At 33.1% G+C, this 17,727-nt stretch carries 17 protein-coding genes; 16 read left to right on the top strand and 1 reads right to left on the bottom strand.

Features of this window, described 5'->3' with window-relative positions; genetic code table 11:
* Positions 1-18: 18 nt before the first annotated feature.
* From metG to ACHRVL_RS03870, 9 genes are all read left to right on the top strand, one after another.
* The gene (gene metG, locus ACHRVL_RS03910) at positions 19-2,154 is read left to right on the top strand and encodes a methionine--tRNA ligase (protein ID WP_395410477.1); all 2,136 of its coding nucleotides are present in this window, start codon (positions 19-21) and stop codon (positions 2,152-2,154) included.
* 94 nt (positions 2,155-2,248) lie between these two features.
* Positions 2,249-3,136, top strand: coding sequence for a DMT family transporter (locus tag ACHRVL_RS03905; RefSeq protein ID WP_395410474.1), 888 nt, complete (start codon positions 2,249-2,251; stop codon positions 3,134-3,136).
* Between the two features lie 146 nt (positions 3,137-3,282).
* Complete coding sequence (locus ACHRVL_RS03900) at positions 3,283-3,990, top strand: HAD family hydrolase (protein ID WP_395410471.1); 708 nt, start codon at positions 3,283-3,285, stop codon at positions 3,988-3,990.
* The gene (locus ACHRVL_RS03895) at positions 3,990-4,622 is read left to right on the top strand and encodes a CatA-like O-acetyltransferase (RefSeq protein WP_395410468.1); all 633 of its coding nucleotides are present in this window, start codon (positions 3,990-3,992) and stop codon (positions 4,620-4,622) included. Before ACHRVL_RS03900 ends, ACHRVL_RS03895 begins: the two co-directional genes overlap by 1 nt.
* A 110-nt stretch (positions 4,623-4,732) precedes the next feature.
* Complete coding sequence (locus ACHRVL_RS03890) at positions 4,733-5,860, top strand: OmpA family protein (protein ID WP_395410466.1); 1,128 nt, start codon at positions 4,733-4,735, stop codon at positions 5,858-5,860.
* Positions 5,861-6,017: 157 nt separating this feature from the next.
* A complete protein-coding gene (locus ACHRVL_RS03885; protein ID WP_395410465.1) occupies positions 6,018-7,490 on the top strand; it encodes a hypothetical protein in 1,473 nt (490 codons plus the stop codon).
* Positions 7,491-7,584: 94 nt separating this feature from the next.
* Complete coding sequence (locus ACHRVL_RS03880) at positions 7,585-8,103, top strand: ferritin (protein WP_089053408.1); 519 nt, start codon at positions 7,585-7,587, stop codon at positions 8,101-8,103.
* 82 nt (positions 8,104-8,185) lie between these two features.
* Positions 8,186-8,371: a hypothetical protein gene (locus tag ACHRVL_RS03875; protein WP_083692280.1), complete on the top strand. Its 186-nt coding sequence runs from the start codon at positions 8,186-8,188 to the stop codon at positions 8,369-8,371.
* A gap of 93 nt (positions 8,372-8,464) precedes the next feature.
* A complete protein-coding gene (locus tag ACHRVL_RS03870; protein WP_395410462.1) occupies positions 8,465-9,157 on the top strand; it encodes a DUF2461 domain-containing protein in 693 nt (230 codons plus the stop codon).
* A gap of 67 nt (positions 9,158-9,224) precedes the next feature.
* Here ACHRVL_RS03870 and ACHRVL_RS03865 read toward each other — a convergent pair whose 3' ends face one another.
* A complete protein-coding gene (locus tag ACHRVL_RS03865) occupies positions 9,225-9,557 on the bottom strand; it encodes a single-stranded DNA-binding protein (RefSeq protein ID WP_129022650.1) in 333 nt (110 codons plus the stop codon).
* 174 nt (positions 9,558-9,731) lie between these two features.
* Here ACHRVL_RS03865 and ACHRVL_RS03860 point away from each other — a divergent pair, with 174 nt between their 5' ends.
* The 7 genes from ACHRVL_RS03860 (at position 9,732) to ACHRVL_RS03830 (ending at position 17,615) form a co-directional block, all read left to right on the top strand.
* A complete protein-coding gene (locus ACHRVL_RS03860; RefSeq protein WP_129022651.1) occupies positions 9,732-11,258 on the top strand; it encodes a bifunctional GNAT family N-acetyltransferase/carbon-nitrogen hydrolase family protein in 1,527 nt (508 codons plus the stop codon).
* Positions 11,258-11,605, top strand: a complete 348-nt coding sequence (locus ACHRVL_RS03855; protein WP_089053412.1) for a hypothetical protein — start codon at positions 11,258-11,260, stop codon at positions 11,603-11,605. Before ACHRVL_RS03860 ends, ACHRVL_RS03855 begins: the two co-directional genes overlap by 1 nt.
* 13 nt (positions 11,606-11,618) lie before the next feature.
* Positions 11,619-14,012 (top strand): M28 family peptidase, encoded by a 2,394-nt coding sequence (locus ACHRVL_RS03850; protein ID WP_395410460.1) that lies wholly within the window; start codon positions 11,619-11,621, stop codon positions 14,010-14,012.
* Between the two features lie 248 nt (positions 14,013-14,260).
* On the top strand, positions 14,261-15,076 hold the full coding sequence (locus ACHRVL_RS03845) for an SDR family oxidoreductase (RefSeq protein ID WP_395410458.1): 816 nt from the start codon (positions 14,261-14,263) through the stop codon (positions 15,074-15,076).
* A 134-nt stretch (positions 15,077-15,210) separates the two neighbouring features.
* Positions 15,211-15,687 (top strand): methylated-DNA--[protein]-cysteine S-methyltransferase, encoded by a 477-nt coding sequence (locus ACHRVL_RS03840; RefSeq protein ID WP_395410457.1) that lies wholly within the window; start codon positions 15,211-15,213, stop codon positions 15,685-15,687.
* 67 nt (positions 15,688-15,754) lie between these two features.
* Positions 15,755-16,468 carry a 3'-5' exonuclease gene (locus tag ACHRVL_RS03835; protein WP_395410455.1) on the top strand — a complete coding sequence of 238 codons (714 nt, stop codon included), beginning with the start codon at positions 15,755-15,757 and terminating at the stop codon, positions 16,466-16,468.
* 73 nt (positions 16,469-16,541) lie between these two features.
* Positions 16,542-17,615 carry a winged helix DNA-binding domain-containing protein gene (locus ACHRVL_RS03830; RefSeq protein ID WP_395410453.1) on the top strand — a complete coding sequence of 358 codons (1,074 nt, stop codon included), beginning with the start codon at positions 16,542-16,544 and terminating at the stop codon, positions 17,613-17,615.
* Positions 17,616-17,727: the final 112 nt, after the last annotated feature.

Genomic DNA, 17,727 nt, shown 5'->3' with positions numbered 1-17,727 from the left:
ACTCAATAAAATTGAGTTATGATACAAAATCCAAAGAGATATACTATTACAGCAGCGTTACCTTATACTAATGGACCAATCCATATTGGGCATTTGGCGGGGGTTTACGTGCCTGCAGATATATATTCTAGATACTTGCGTTTGCAAAATAAAGATGTTGCGTTTATTTGCGGAAGCGATGAACACGGTGTTGCCATTTCGATGAAAGCAAAAAAAGAAGGAGTTACGCCACAAGAAGTTATTGATAAATACGACGGAATCATCCGTAAATCATTTGCAGATTTCGGAATTTCATTTGATAATTATTCTAGAACATCGGCAAAAATTCATCATGATACGGCTTCAGAATTCTTTAGAACGTTGTATGATAAAGGCGATTTTATTGAAGAAGTTACGGAGCAATTGTACGATGCAAAAGCAAATCAGTTTTTAGCAGACCGTTTTGTAGTTGGAACTTGTCCTAAATGTGACAATCCAGAAGCTTACGGCGATCAGTGCGAAAAATGCGGATCGACTTTGAACGCTACTGATTTAATCAACCCAAAATCGACAATTACGGGTGAAACTCCAATTTTAAAAGAAACAAAACACTGGTTTTTACCTTTGGACAGATATTCTGATTTCTTGACTAAATGGATTTTAGAAGGTCATAAAAACGACTGGAAACCTAACGTTTACGGTCAAGTAAAATCTTGGATCGACGGCGGACTTGAACCTCGTGCGGTAACACGTGACTTAGATTGGGGAATTGACGTTCCTGTTGAAGGTGCAGAAGGAAAAAAATTATACGTTTGGTTTGATGCGCCAATTGGTTACATTTCTTCTACAAAAGAATGGGCTGCTCGCGAAGGAAAAGATTGGGAACCGTATTGGAAAGATGAAGAAACAAAACTGGTTCACTTTATCGGAAAAGACAATATCGTTTTTCACTGTATCATTTTCCCAGCGATGTTAAAAGCTGAAGGAAGTTATATTTTGCCAGACAATGTTCCTGCAAATGAGTTTTTGAATTTAGAAGGAAATAAACTTTCGACTTCAAAAAACTGGGCAGTTTGGTTACATGAATATTTAGAAGAATTTCCAGATAAGCAGGATGTTTTACGTTATGCATTAACATCAAACGCGCCGGAAACAAAAGATAACGATTTTACTTGGAAAGATTTCCAAGCTAGAAATAATAACGAATTGGTTGCTATTTTTGGAAACTTCATTAATCGTGTTGTGGTTTTAACCAACAAATATTATGATGGTGTTATTCCAACGCCAAATGAATTTAGCGAAGTTGATGAAGCTGTTTTAGCAGAATTAAAAGCATATCCAGCTGTAATTTCAAGTTCAGTTGAACGTTACAGATTCCGTGAAGCTTTAGGCGAATTAATGAATGTTGCTCGTTTAGGAAACAAATATCTTGCTGACGAAGAGCCTTGGAAAGTAATGAAAGACAATCCAGAGCGTGTAAAAACTCAAATGTATGTAGCCCTTCAAATTGCTGCGGCGTTGAGCGTTTTGGCCGAACCGTTTTTACCTTTTACAGCGGCTAAATTATCTAAAATCTTGAATTTAGGTGATCTTAAAGAACATTTTGAAGGATTCAGCAAATTCTTGAAAGAGAAAAATCGTGATGCAAAAGACATCATTTTGGATAAAACATTAGGTTGGAATGATATTACTGAAAATTCAGATTTAATTCCTGCTGGACATAAAATTGGCGAAGCTGAATTGCTTTTTGCTAAAATCGAAGACGAAGAAATACAAAAACAAATAGATAAATTGGAAGCAACAAAAACGGCTAATCTTGCTGAAAGCAAACAACCTGAACCACAAAAAGATTTAATTCAGTTTGAAGATTTTGCAAAAATGGATATCCGTATAGGAACTATTCTAGAAGCTGAAAAAATGCCAAAAGCAAATAAACTTCTAGTTCTTAAAGTGGATACAGGAATTGACGTTCGTACAATTGTTTCAGGAATTGCCGAGAGTTTTTCTCCAGAAGAAATCATTGGAAAACGTGTTTCTGTTTTAGCTAATTTAGCGCCAAGAGCTTTACGCGGTGTTGAAAGCCAGGGAATGATTTTAATGACAACAAATGCCGAAGGAAAACTGGTTTTTGTAAATCCTGATGCTGACGCTCCAAACGGATCGACTGTAAACTAAAGATTTATATAGTTATATAAATTGCGTGAGTCGATTATTTTTAATTTGATTCACGCAATTTTCTTTTTATCTATAAGCCTAAAAACAAACAATAATGAAACTCACCAAACCAAGATTAGCCCTAATCTGCGGTATACTCTGCATCTCGATTTTCCCAATATTGGTTAAATTACGTTTAACATCAGGATTAATTTCGGCTTTCTACCGAATGTTCTTTGCTGTTATTCTGCTTTTGCCTTATGTGCTTTTAAGCAAAAACTTTAAACTTCCGAGTTTAAAACTTACGCTTTTGGCAATGCTTTGTGGAATTTTATTTTCATCAGATGTTGCTGTTTGGAATATCGCTATTCAGGATTCGAGTGCCACGCAGGCTTCATTGCTTACAAACTTATCGCCGGTTTGGGTAGGAATTGGTTCCTTTTTATTTCTAAAATCAAAACCTGCGACAAATTTCTGGATTGGAACAATTGTTTCTTTATTCGGAATGGTAACTTTGGTTGGTTTTGAATTCTTTATCGATCTCAATTTCAATCAAGCCTTTCTATTTGCTGTTTTATCAGGAATCTTATATTCGATTTATCTTTTAGTCAGCAAAAATGTATTATCAGAAGTTGATGTACTTTCCTTTATGACAATCAGTTTATTTACATCGAGTATCTATTTAGGAATTCTATGTTATTCTTTAAATGAACCTTTTACAGGATTTTCAAATACAGGCTGGTTTGTATTAGTACTTCAAGCAGTAATATGCCAATTGTGTGCGTGGCTTTCGATTAGTTATGCCACACAGCATATGCGCGCAACAAGAGTATCACTGAGTTTATTAAGTCAAGCAGTAATAACATCAATTTTAGCTTGGTTGTTTTTAGAAGAAAAAATAACTTTACAAATGGTTTTTGGTGGTATTATTTTACTTTTCGGAATTAGAATTACATTTTATGATAAAACCATTTCTTTAAAGAAACTGTTTGCTAAAAATTAAATAAGAAATGTTTCACGCAGATTCTACAGATTTAAACAGACAAAAATTGATTTTTCTAAATCGTTAAAATCACTTTATCCCAATACCTATTGGCAGCGGCAAAAACCTGAAACCTGAAACAACAAAAAACCTAAAACAAAAATACTATGTTACATAAAAGCAAAATACCAAACTTAAAGGTAATCGCATTTGATGCCGATGATACTTTATTTGTAAATGAACCTTATTTTCAAGAAACAGAACATAAATTTTGTGCTTTGATGGAAGATTATCTTTCACATCAAGGTATTTCGCAGGAGTTATTTAAAATTGAAATAGAGAATTTATCTCTATATGGATACGGAATCAAAGGCTACATTCTTTCGATGATTGAAGCGGCGATGAACATTTCAAACAATACAATTCCAATTGAAGTTATCGAAAAGATCATTCAATACGGAAAAGAATTACTTGAAAAACCAATCGAACTTCTAGACGGAGTTGAAGAAACTTTGCAAGCGCTTCACGGAAAATACAAACTAGTTGTTGCGACAAAAGGCGATCTTAAAGATCAGCACAGCAAATTGCATCGTTCTGGTTTGGGTCATTATTTTCACCATATCGAAGTAATGTCGGACAAACAAAATATCGATTACCAAAAACTGCTTGGCCGTTTAGACATTCAATCTCACGAATTTCTAATGATAGGGAACTCATTAAAATCAGATGTTCTGCCCGTTTTAGAAATTGGAGGATATGCCGTTCATATCCCCTTTCATACCACTTGGGAACACGAAAAAATTAATCATAAAATAGAACACGAACATTTTAGTTCATTCGAAAATATAACTGAAGTCCTTCAGAACTTACTATAATGAAAACACTTTTAGATCTAGAAAACTGGAACAGAAAAGAACATTTTGCGCACTTTAAACAAATGGAAGAACCATTTTTTGGTGTAACTCTTGAAATTGATTGTACAAAAGCGTATCAAACAGCAAAAGAATTAAATGTTTCTTTTTTTATTTACTACTTACACAAGACATTAGCTGCTGTAAATTCAGTAGAAAATTTTAAATATAGAATTGCCGATGATAAAATTTACATCAATGATCGCATTGATGCTTCGGCAACAATTGGAAGAGAAGACGGCACTTTCGGATTTTCATTAATTGAATACCATCCAGATTTTAATTTGTTCAAACAAAATGCTTTGACCGAAATTGAACGTATTCAAAATACCAGCGGTCTTTTTACAAGATCATTTGACGACGACAATTTGATCCATTTCTCGGCTATTCCGTGGATAAATTTTACTTCGATTTCACACGCCAGAAGTTACACGTTTCCAGACAGCTGCCCTAAAATTTCTTTTGGAAAAATGACAACTTCTGAAACTGGAAAACGAATAATTCCAATGTCCGTGCATGTTCATCACGCTTTAATGGATGGTTTACATGTAGGGAAATTTATAGATCACTTTGAAGAGGAAATGAATAAAAAATAGTCTTTCTCTCACATTTTTTTACCTTATTCTGTTATTATTATAACTTTTAGTGGCGCCCCAAAATGCTCATAAATTTGTTGGTTTGAGGAAAATTTAAAACTCAAATTACAATGAAAAAAATTGTTATAACTCTGGCATTTGCTTTAGGGTTAATTCATGTAAATGCACAAACAGAAAACACTGCAAACAACTACAATAAGTGGTCTGTAGAATTTGCGGGAGGATTAACTAAACCTCAACGACCATTCTCTTCAGGTTATTCAACAGATACTCCAAGCCCATGGGTTGGAGATTTAGGAGTTCGTTATATGTTTAACAACAAATTTGGTTTGAAAGCTGATTTTGGTTACAACAGTTTTACTTCAAAAAGTAATTCTATCGATTTTGATTCAAAATACTACAGAGTAGATTTACAAGCGGTTGCTAACTTGGGCCGCATCATGAACTTTGAAACTTGGACTAACACTTTTGGTTTATTAGGACATGCTGGTTTTGGTTATGCTCAATTAAGAAGCGACAGTTTTAAAGGTGCTGATGAAGTGGGTAATTTTATTGCTGGTATAACAGGGCAAATTAGATTATCTAACAGAGTTGCTTTAACTGGAGATTTCTCTACTATTTTAAACGCATCGCAAGATCGCGCTTTTAATGGCGCATATCTTGAAGGCAACAGAGGTTTTTCTGGATTACTTTTCAATGGTACTGTTGGTTTAAATATTTACTTAGGTAAAAATACTAAACATGCAGACTGGACAGTAATTTCTGAAAATGTAGACCTTAGAGCTTACGATGAGAAAATCGCTAATCTTGAAAATCAAATCAAGAACATGCCTTCTAAACAAGTTATCGTAGAAAAACCAGTTACAACAACTGTTGTAAACGATAAAGACGTTGTAAAAGAAATGATAAACGATAAATACTATAGTGTTTATTTCGATTTCAACAAATCAACTCCAATCGAAAATTCAACGGCTGCAATTGATGTTGTTTTATCTTATTTAAGAAAAAACCCATCAGCTACACTTGACATTTTAGGATATGCTGATCAGGTTGGAAAATCTGAATACAACGAAAAACTATCAAACACAAGAGCTGTAAATGTTAAAACTATTCTTGAAAAAGCAGGTGTTGCATCTTCAAGATTAAATGTAGTTGCTCAAGGTGCTGATACTTCAATTCAAAAAGACTCTGAAGAAGCTAGAAGATTAGCAAGAAGAGTTACTTTTAGAGTAAAATAACCACTCTTAACTAAACTTAAAAAGTCCTAAGAAAATTTCCTTAGGGCTTTTTTTTATCTTCCTAAAAAGAAAAAGCATAAGTATTAAAGATCATTTTGGTTTCGGAACAGAAAATTTATTTCACTAAATTTGGAATGATTTTTGTCACAAAATACTCATGAAAAAAATAGTACTTTTCCTTGTTTTACTCCATAATTCAATACTGCTAAGTCAAACAGTATTAAATAGCTTTCCGTTAAATTTAAGTAATCCGCTAGAAAATGGTCAAAGCTTAAATATAGAGGATGTAAAAACTAATGAAATATATGTATTTGCCTCAGACAATAGCAATATCAATATTTTAAAATACAATAAATCCCTATTTCTAAGAGGTCAGTATACTGATTCTATAAAAAGTGCCAAAAATGGAATTTTGCTGGGAAGCAGTTTAAGCGAAGACGGAAATCCATCGCTGTATTGGAGCTCTCCTGACTATAAAAACTTAAGAATTATTAAGTATTACTTTGATACAAAAGCTTCCAAAACTTTAAGTTTTGATTTTGGTTCTTACAATTCTTATGTTATAAGCCATTTTCAAAAAGACAACTCGTTTTATGTTTTAGCAAAGGAAATAAAAGAGCCGCATTTACTTCTTTTTATATTTAATAATGGAAAATGCGAAATAAAAATGTTTGATTTCTCAGGGATTTTATTTCAAAATAAAAATGACCAGCGTTTTTCTTTCAGCACAATTCTCCAGTATTTTCCAATAGAAAAAATGGAACATGACAACTTTAATCCGCTCGATAAAAGCGTAAGCAAAAACAAAATGTATGTTTTAGACAATCACATTCTTTTAACTTTAGATTATAATACAAAAAAAACACAAGTTTTAGATCTTAATCTGGAAACTCAGGAAGTAACTGAGAAAAACTACGATCAGCCTATATCTAAAAAGCCTTCTAAAACTTCAAATTCTTTTTACAACGACAATAAACTATTTCAAATCAGCACCAATAACGACGAATTTTTATTTGATGTAAAGGACTTGTCTACCGGCAAATCTGTTAAAACAGTTTCTATTTCAAAAAAAGACACCATAAATTTCAAGAACTCCCCGCTGTTTATTCAAAATAACGGATACAAACCGCAGGAAATTAATACAACAGCTAAATTTCTAAAACAATTATCTGCTTTAAATGTTGGAGTTACGGTTTTTAAAAACAAAGAAAATAGTTTTATCACCTTCGGCGGATTTCTAGAATATCAAATCTCACGGGCACCAAGTTTTAACTACAGTCAAAACGATGCTTTCTTTGGATTTGAAGACTACAATGCTTATCCTGCTTACACACAAAGCCGAATGGTTTACTTTGATTCGATGCTGAATCCTGATTATGAGTTTATAAATAACCAACAAACTGAACCTTTGGCTATTGACAATATATTTTATTTTTTAGGAAAAAGTAAAAACATTATCCTGGAAAACATCATCAAACTAAAAGACTATTCGCTTTTAGGTTATTACGATCTGGGAACAAAACAATATGTTATTCGTAAATTTACTGATGGCTTTACGCGTGAAGATGCAGGAAATCCTATTAGCAATAAAGCTGTTTTTTCGAAAAATTTCCCTGTAAATAAGCCATAATTCTATTGTGAATTAATCCAAATGCGCCATGTTTTCTTGGTTTCGAAAAAATGGAATGAATTATTTTTTCTAACTTTACAAAAAAGACATCATTATGCTATCAAAAAATATTGAAACGGCTTTAAACAAGCAAATTCGCATAGAAGCAGAATCTTCGCAAACTTATCTTTCTATGGCTTGTTGGGCTGAAGTACACGGATTAGAGGGAATCGCTCAATTTATGTACACACAATCAGACGAAGAGCGTGCACATATGCTAAAATTAGTAAAATATGTAAACGAACGCGGAGGACACGCTCATATAACAGATCTAAAAGCGCCAAAAACAAGCTATTCTACTTTTAAAGAAATGTTTGAGGAGCTTTATAATCATGAACTTTTTGTTTCAAAATCGATCAACGAATTAGTACACATAACTTTTGAAGAAAAAGATTATGCAACACATAATTTCTTACAATGGTATGTTTCTGAACAAATCGAGGAAGAAGCAACTGCTAAATCAATTTTAGATAAAATAAACTTAATTGGAGACGATAAAGGCGGACTTTACTTGTTTGATCGTGATATTCAGCAATTAACAGTTACAAGCTCGATTGCAATCAATCCAAAATAAAAAAAGTTAAAGTTTATTTAGAATACTTAAAAATAACTTTTTTGATATATATTTGCTACTGTTTTTATAATACAGAGGAAAATTGGGCAAGAAAGAAAAAGACAAGGACAAGAAAAAGGATAAAAAGAAAAAGAAGAATAAAGCTATCCTTGAAAACATTAAGAAGTTAGAAAACTGTAAATCTTCTTGTTGTGAGAAATACAAAAAAAGTGAAAAGAAACGTTGTTCACGTTGTCCTATGTTTGATTTATTCAAAAAAACTGCTTAACGATATATAGAAAACCCACCAATAGATTTGGTGGGTTTTTAATTTTAAAGTAAATTCATCATCTGATTTTAAAAAACGCTTTCATAACTAAATATGGAAAATCACATAACTATACCCAAATCCAGCCTTGATTTTTTGTCTCAACTTAAAGAAAACAATAATAAACCTTGGTTTGATGCGCATAAACCGGAATACTTAAAAGAATTAAATCACATTGAAACTTTTGCGGGCACATTATTACAAGAACTTTCTAAAACTGATCTTATAGAAACAGCCTCCGGCAAAAAAAGTGTGTACAGGATTTATCGAGATATTCGTTTTTCTAAAGACAAAACTCCTTTTAAAACCTTTTGGGGCGGCAGTTTTACGCGAGCAACAACTGAAAGACGAGGCGGTTATTATTTTCATATCGAAAAAGGAAATACTTTTGTCGGCGGCGGCTTTTGGGGACCCAATGCAACAGATTTAAAACGTATAAGAAGCGAATTTGGTCACGATTCAGAATCGTTTAGAACAATCTTGAACTCTAAATCTTTTGTTTCTACCTTTGGAACTTTACAAGGCGAACAACTTAAAACAGCACCAAAAGGTTTTGACACAACTCACGAAGCAATTGACTTACTGCGTTACAAACAGTTTTTAGTTCTTAAACGCTTTACAGATGAAGAAGTGTTGAGTACTCAGTTTTTAGAACAGGCTTTAGAAACTTTCAAGAACATGAGACCTTTTTTAGATTATATGAGCGAAGTATTAACAACGGATACAAATGGAGTTTCGATTCTATAAATTTCATAAAAAAACCTAACAAGTTTCTAGATCCTGTTAGGTTTAATTTAATTGCAAAAATCAAAAATTATTTACTAAGTAATAAAATCTCATTTACAACAACTTCAGTAATAAATCTTTTCTCCCCGTTTTTATCATCATAACTTCTGTGCGTTAATTTGCCATCTATAGCAACCTCTTTTCCTTTTACAACAAACTTTTCAATGATTTCGGCTGTTTTCCCCCACGCTGTTACTCGATGCCATTCTGTTTTTTCTACTTTATCGCCTTTCTCATTTTTATAAATCTCATTTGTAGCGATAGTTAAATGGGCTAATTTTTTACCTGTTTCTAACGTTTTAATTTCTGGATCATTTCCTACGTTACCAATTAATTGTACTCTGTTTTTCATTGCATTCATGGCTTTTACTTTTTTTAATGTTCATATAAAGAATTCATTGATCAAATTCAACAAGGCAAAGATGCGATCGACCGCAAAAAATATTCGGTTATAAACTACTTACTTTCGGTTGTAAGTACTTGTAAGCGTTTGTAAATGGAAATCTTTTTGTATATTTGAGATAAATCCTACGATATGCAAGCAGAAATCAAAAAAGTAGAACTACGAAATTTAGCTCTTGAAGATTACAAACAATTGAAAAACTCAATGGTTGAAGCGTATCCTGAAATGGCCAATTCGTATTGGAGATCTAGCGATATCAAAAAATTACTTTCGATATTTCCCGAAGGACAATTAGTCATCCTTGTTGATGGTGTAGTTGTTGGATCGGCATTATCGCTTATTGTTGATGAAAAACTAGTCGATAAAAGACATAACTACAAACAAATTATTGGCGATTATACTTTTTCAACTCACAATCCTAATGGAGAAATTTTGTACGGAATTGATGTTTTTATTCATCCCAACTATCGAGGTCTTCGTTTGGGCCGACGTCTTTATGACGCACGAAAGGAACTTTGCGAACAACTTAATCTAAAAGCCATCGTTTTTGCGGGAAGAATTCCAAACTACAATCAATACGCTAAAAAATTATCTCCAAAAAACTATATCGAAAAGGTTAAAGATAAGGAACTGCACGATCCTGTACTTTCTTTTCAGCTCAGCAATGATTTTCATGTATTGAGAATCATCAAAAATTATTTAGAAGGCGACGAAGAATCAAAAGAATTTGCGGTTCTATTAGAATGGAATAATGTCTATTATGATGAAAGTCCTAAACTTATAAATCTAGAAAAAAGCGTTATCAGATTAGGATTGATTCAATGGCAGATGCGTCAGTTAAACAATGTAGAAGCCCTTTTTGAGCAGGCCGAATTTTTTATAGATGTCGTTTCTGGTTATGGAAGTGATTTTGCACTATTTCCAGAACTTTTTATTGCTCCTTTAATGGCCGATTTCAATCATTTATCCGAAGCCGAAGCAATTAGAGAACTAGCACGCCATTCAGATCCAATTAGAAAGCGTTTTCAAGAATTTGCTATTTCGTATAATATCAATATTATAACTGGAAGTATGCCGCATTTGGAAAATGGTAATTTATACAATGTTGGTTTTTTATGTAAAAGAGATGGTACTTCAGAGATGTATTCAAAAATTCATATCACTCCAAATGAAGTACAGCATTGGGGAATGAAAGGCGGTTCTGAGTTTAAAACCTACGATACGGATTGCGGTAAAATTGGTATTTTAATTTGTTATGATGTCGAATTCCCAGAACTTTCAAGGTTATTGGCAGATGAAGGAATGAATATTTTATTTGTTCCCTTTTTAACGGACACTCAAAATGCGTACACGCGTGTAAAACACTGTTCGCAAGCACGTGCAATCGAAAATGAATGCTATGTTGCTATTGCCGGTTGTGTTGGCAATCTTCCAAAGGTAAACAACATGGATATTCAATATGCGCAGGCATCTGTCTTTACGCCTTCAGATTTTGCTTTTCCTAGTAATGGAATTAAAGCGGAAGCAACGCCGAACACGGAAATGACATTGATTGTAGATGTTGATTTAAATCTGCTCAAAGAACTTCATGAACACGGAAGCGTTCGAATTCTAAAAGACAGAAGAACAGATTTGTATGAAACTAAAAAAATAAATTAATGAAAACATGCCTCGAATGTTCAGAAAAACTTGTTGGCAGAGAAGACAAAAAATTCTGCTCAGACAGCTGCCGAAATGCCTACAACAATAAAATAAATAAAGACAGTAACAATTATATGCGTAATGTAAACAATAAATTACGAAAAAATTACCGTATTTTGTCTGAGTTAAATACTGATGGGAAATCAAAAGCAACAAAAGATAAAATGATTAATAAAGGCTTTGATTTTGATTTCTTTACCAATATCTTGCTGACCAAAACAGGAAATACCTACTATTTCCTATACGACCAAGGATATCGCTCTTTGGACAATGATTATTATATGCTTGTTAAAAAAGAAATTTAGTTTAATACTCATCATGAAAAAAAACCCAGCCTCAATTCTGGCAGTAGTCTGCATTTTAACCCTATTAGGCATTATTTATGCCGCTATGATGCCGCAATGGCTGTCAAAAAATGATGAAGCACTCGCTGATTTTTCGACTGAAAGAGCCTTCAACCAAGTGCAGATTATCGCTCAGAAACCACATTATGTTGGGTCAACAAATCATGAATTAGTAGCAAACTATCTTAAACTTGAGCTTAATCGAATTGGTTTAGAAACTAGTGTTCAAGAAGGTTTTACACTAAACGACAAAGGTCTTTTAGTAAAATCAAAAAACATTTTAGCCCGTATCAAGGGTACTAATAATACTAAAGCACTTTTACTTTTATCGCATTACGATAGTGCTCCGCACTCTTTCTCAAAAGGTGCAAGTGATGATGCTTCCGGCGTAGCCACAATTCTAGAAGGAATTCGTGCTTTCTTATACGCTAAACAGCCTCAAAAAAATGATATTATTATTCTTTTTTCAGATGCTGAAGAATTGGGTTTAAATGGTGCTGCACTTTTTGTAAACAAACATCCATGGGCAAAAGACGTTGGTTTAGTTTTAAACTTTGAAGCCAGAGGAACTTCGGGACCAAGTTATATGTTAATGGAAACAAACAAAGGCAATCAAGCACTTGTTCAAGAATTTTCGAAGGCAAAAACAGCTTATCCCGTTTCTAACTCATTAATGTACAGCATCTATAAAATGCTGCCAAATGATACTGATTTAACTGTTTTTAGAGAACAGGGAAACATTCAAGGATTCAACTTTGCTTTTATCGACGGACATTACAATTATCATACGCAGCAAGACGATATTCACCATTTAAGCAAAACTACACTGGCGCATCAAGGATCTTATTTAATGCCTTTGCTAAAATATTTTGCCAATACAGACTTGAACAAAACTTCATCAACAGAAGATAATGTCTATTTCAATATTCCATTCTCATTTATAAGCTATCCGTTTTCATGGGTTGCTCCAATGACTCTTATTGCTTTTGGTTTATTAGTTATTCTTATTTTTATTGGAAAAGCAAAACGAATAATTACTTTCAGAGAGATATTCAAAGGTTTTGTTCCGCTTTTAGGATCTATAATTACTGCTGGATTAGTTACTTTTTTAGGTTGGAAAATTATCTTAGAAATCTATCCGCAATATTCTGACTTACTAAACGGATTTACCTATAATGGTCATGCTTATATTGGAGCGTTTGTAACACTGAGTATTGCCATTTGTTTTGCCTTTTATCATCATTTTTCAGATGCAAAAGCAACTATGAATCATTTTGCAGCTCCTTTACTGCTTTGGATTATTATAAATGCTTTTTTAGCAAACAGCTTAACTGGCGCAGGATTTTTAATCATTCCGGTTTATTTTGGAATAGTACTATTTGCAATCTACGTTTTTTCTCAGTATTCTGGTTTAGGCTTAAATCTGATTTTTAGCATTCCAGCATTGGCAATTGTAGCTCCATTCATTGTAATGTTTCCAATTGGTTTGGGCTTAAAAATACTTTTTGGAAGTGCAGTTTTAACCGTTTTGCTTTTCGGATTATTGCTTCCGGTTTTTAACTCTTTCATAAAAAAAGGCGTTTGGCTTATCGTTTTCTTTGCCTGCTCAATAGGATTTTTTGTTTATGCGGGTTATCACTCAGGGTATGAACCTGGAAAGGCAAAATCAAATAGTTTATTATACATCTACAATGCAAATTCAAACTCAGCAATTTGGGCTACTTACGATACAAATCTAGATGATTGGACAAAAGCTTATCTAGGAGAAAAAAATCAAAAAGCACCGGGATTAAATAATCTACCGCTGAGTAGTAAATACAGCTCAGGTTTTACATACAGTGCAATTGCTCCAGTTGTAGATGTGCCTAAACCAACTATCTCTTTTATTAAAGACAGCGTTGTGGGCAATAATCGCTATTTAAAAATTAAAATTACTCCTAATCGAAAAGTAAATCGATACGATATTTATGCTAACCCAAAAATGACATTTTACAACTTTAAAGCAAATGGAGTTTCAACTTCTGGAGAAAAAGGGAATCGTTTAGAGCGAGAAGGAATGCGTCTTTTATGTTACTATGTTGTAGGCAATGAACCTCTTGTTTTGGATTTCTATATTAACAAATCGTCTATTTTTGATATGGATTTAATCGAAAGTTCTTTTGATTTATTATCCAATCCGTTACTTAAAATCAAACCTAGAAGCGACTGGATGATGCCGACACCTTTTGTTTTAAATGATGCGGTTTTAATTCAACAAAAAATAAAACGATATACGCCGCCGGCACCAGTTTTACCGCCTGCTGCAACTGTAAAAGACTCTGCAATTATTGCAAAAGACAGTTTAAAACCAGTCATTAAACTAGAATAGTTTATTATGACGGCAAATAGTTCAAGAAAAATCTCAAAAGTGATAAAAATCCAATACTTCAAAGCTTAAAAACTTTAATCGAAAATTAAATCTCAGGACAGACTTTTAAATTAAGTGCTGTCCTGTTTTTTTTGAAATCATCTCCGTTAAATACTTAGTTGTTCCTGTAAACATTCTGCAACAGTCATGAAAAAGTCTTTTATAAGCTTTAACTTTGAGCTTTTTCAACATTGAATCTTTACACGAAAATGGCAAAAATAAGCATACTGGGCTGTGGGTGGCTGGGATTACCTCTGGCTAAAAAACTAATTGAAACAGGAAATTCGATAAAAGGATCAACAACTTCTGAACATAAACTTTCTATTTTAAAAAATGCTGGCATAAATCCTTTTTTAATTTCGATTGAGAGCGACGGAATTTCAGAAAGTATAAACGGTTTTCTAAACGGAAGTGAAACTTTAATTATTGATATTCCGCCCAAACTAAGAGAAAATGCTTCAACATCTTCCGATGCCGTTTTTGTCAAAAAAATCGAAAATCTAATTTCTTTTATAGAAAATGCAGCGATCAAAAAAGTACTTTTTATAAGCTCAACTTCTGTATATGGCGATGAAAACGATTTAATTACAGAAGAAACTAACCCAAATCCAGAAACCGAAAGCGGTCGTCAATTGCGTCTGGTGGAACAGATTCTTCAAAAAAATCAAAATTTTAAAACTACAATACTTCGTTTTGGCGGTTTAATTGGAACAGATCGACAACCTGTTAAATTCTTAGCCGGAAAAGAAAATCTTAAAAATCCAGATGCGCCGGTAAATCTTATTCATCAAAATGACTGCATTGGCATAATTGAAGCAATAATCACACAATCAAAATGGAATGAAGTTTTTAATGCCGCAGCTCCTTTTCACCCTTCGCGAAAAGAATATTACACTGAAAAAGCAAAAGAATTGAATTTAGCTTTGCCAATATTTAGTTCTGAAAAATCAGATATAAAAAAGACTATTTCAAGCGAAAAAATTCAAAACCAATTAAACTATCAATTTAAACTGGAGAATTATTAAGTGACATAAGCTCATTTAACTTAAAGCTGTTACGATTTGTACCAATTTTATGCTGTTTATCTTAAAACACAAGGCTTAAATTTCTTATATCACTTATATGGTTTAACTTTGTTTAACATTTTTTGCAATAAATTATGGAAACAGTTTACATCAATTCACCATTAGGAATCACCAAAATTATTGGAGACGAAAATGGCATTTCAGTAATTTCAGTTTCAGATGTTGGCACAAATGAGGTTTCTGAAACAATTCCTGCCGTTTTGCAAGAAGCCGTTTTGCAGCTTCAAGAATATTTTGAGGGCAAAAGGACCGATTTTGATTTGAAACTAAATCCAAAAGGCACCGAGTTCCAGCAAAAAGTGTGGAAATCATTACTTGAAATTCCGTATGGAAAAACAGTGAGTTATATGGATCAAACCAAAAAATTGGGCGATATAAAAGCAATTCGTGCAGTCGCTTCGGCAAATGGAAAAAACCCGCTCTGGATTGTAGTTCCCTGTCATCGTGTTATTGGCACAAATGGTTCTTTAACGGGTTATGCCGGCGGATTATCTCGCAAAAAATGGCTTTTGGAACATGAAAGTCCGAGTACACAACAAAGTTTGTTTTAAAAAAAATAGGTTAATTCTTATATAACGATTGGTTTTTGTACTTTTATAAATCTAAGATGTCTAAATAATGATTGAAAAAATAAACCTCAACAACATACTCTTTCTCGATATAGAAACTGTTCCTGAAGAAGAAAATTTCAATTCGCTTGATGCAGAAATGCAGTTGCTTTGGGATCATAAAACGCAATATCAGCGAAAAGACGATTTTACTGCAGAAGAATTTTACGATCGTGCCGGAATTTGGGCCGAATTTGGAAAAATTGTCTGTATATCTGTCGGTTATTTTACCATTAAAGGCGACATCCGTAATTTTAGAGTGACCTCTTTTTTTGGAGAAGAGAAAAAGATACTAAAGGACTTTAACAATCTACTGAACAATCATTTCAATCAACCGCAGCATCTTTTATGCGGGCATAATGCAAAAGAATTTGACATTCCGTTTCTAGCCCGCCGAATGATAATCAATCAAATTGCAATTCCAGACAAACTAAATTTGTTTGGCAAAAAACCTTGGGAAATTGCGCATTTAGACACTTTAGAATTATGGAAATTTGGCGACTATAAACATTTTACATCCTTAAAATTACTAACTAAAATTCTAGGCGTTCCATCTCCAAAAGGAGATATTGATGGCAGTCAAGTGGCTCATGTATTTTATGTTGAAAAAGATATTGATCGAATTGTAACGTATTGCGAAAAAGATACGATTGCCGTTGCACAGATTTTTCTTCGTCTGCGTCGTGAAGATTTATTAATTGAGGAAGAAATTATTCATGTCTAATTTTTTAAGGTTCATAGACACAAAGGTGCAGAGGTGCAAAGTTTAAATTTATTAGAATTTTGATATTTTAAAAATGACACATTCGGAAATTTCACATCATCGTCTTGTTTCTCAAAAATTGCATAAAACAACTAAATGTTCTCCACAAGAAATTGTACACTATTTAGGTGCGATGCAAGCCCAAGATTATGCTATGGCAAAATGGGCTGTGGGATCTCGATGCGATGCATCTGAAACAAAAATTGAAGAAGCTGTAAATTCTGGCAAGATTATCAGAACCCATATTTTAAGACCGACTTGGCATTTTGTTTCAGCAGATGATATTTATTGGATGCTTGATCTTTCAGCACCGCAAGTAAAAAAATTCACTGCTTCAGCGGCAAAAAAATATGGTTTTGATTCTAAAAAACTAGATCAGATTAATACTTCGATTGAAAAATTATTGGCTAGAAACAATCATTTGACACGAGATGAAATAATGCAGGAACTAGACATTAAAAAAACTTCGAAAGAAGATTTTCTAAGTGCCGCAATTATGATGAATGCAGAACTCGATGGTTTGGTTTGTAATGGAAAAATGAATGGCAAACAAATTACGTATGCACTTCTTGAAGAACGTGTTAAACGGCCAAATACTAAACTTACAAAAGAAGAGGGATTGGCAAAATTAGCAAAACGTTATTTCGAAAGTCATGGCCCGGCAACGTTACTTGATTTTTCGTGGTGGTCTGGTTTTTCGCCTACAGTTTGCAAACTTGCAATTCATTCAATTGTATCAGAATTGAATTCGGTCGAAATTGAAAATCAAACTTATTGGTTTGGTTCTGATGTTTCTAATGAGAATATCTTTCGCGAAAGCGTACATTTTCTTCCTGCTTTTGATGAAATTCTCATTTCGTATAAAACTCGTGAAGCTTCAATTTTATTAGAACATCAAGCTAAAGCCTTTACCAATAACGGCATTTTTAAGCCCATAATTATGGAAAACGGAAAGGTTATTGGAACGTGGAAAAGAACGATCAAAAAAGATCACGCAAAAATTGAAACACAGTTTTTTAGTGAAATCAAAAGCGCTAAAAAAGAACTGCTTTTTAAAGAAATTAAAGCTTTTGAAAATTACCTGGAGACCAAAATTGTCATTGAATAAATCAAAATTTCACTAAATTAGTATTACTTGTGCGAGATACTTCATGTTTCGATTATAAAATCTTTGCGCATATTATCCCTAAATAATTACATTTACAAAAAAAAGCAGCATT

Origin of the sequence: Flavobacterium sp. FlaQc-28 (assembly GCF_044007415.1) — a bacterium.
Lineage (GTDB): Bacteria > Bacteroidota > Bacteroidia > Flavobacteriales > Flavobacteriaceae > Flavobacterium.
This window is presented reverse-complemented; position numbering and strand designations above follow the sequence as displayed.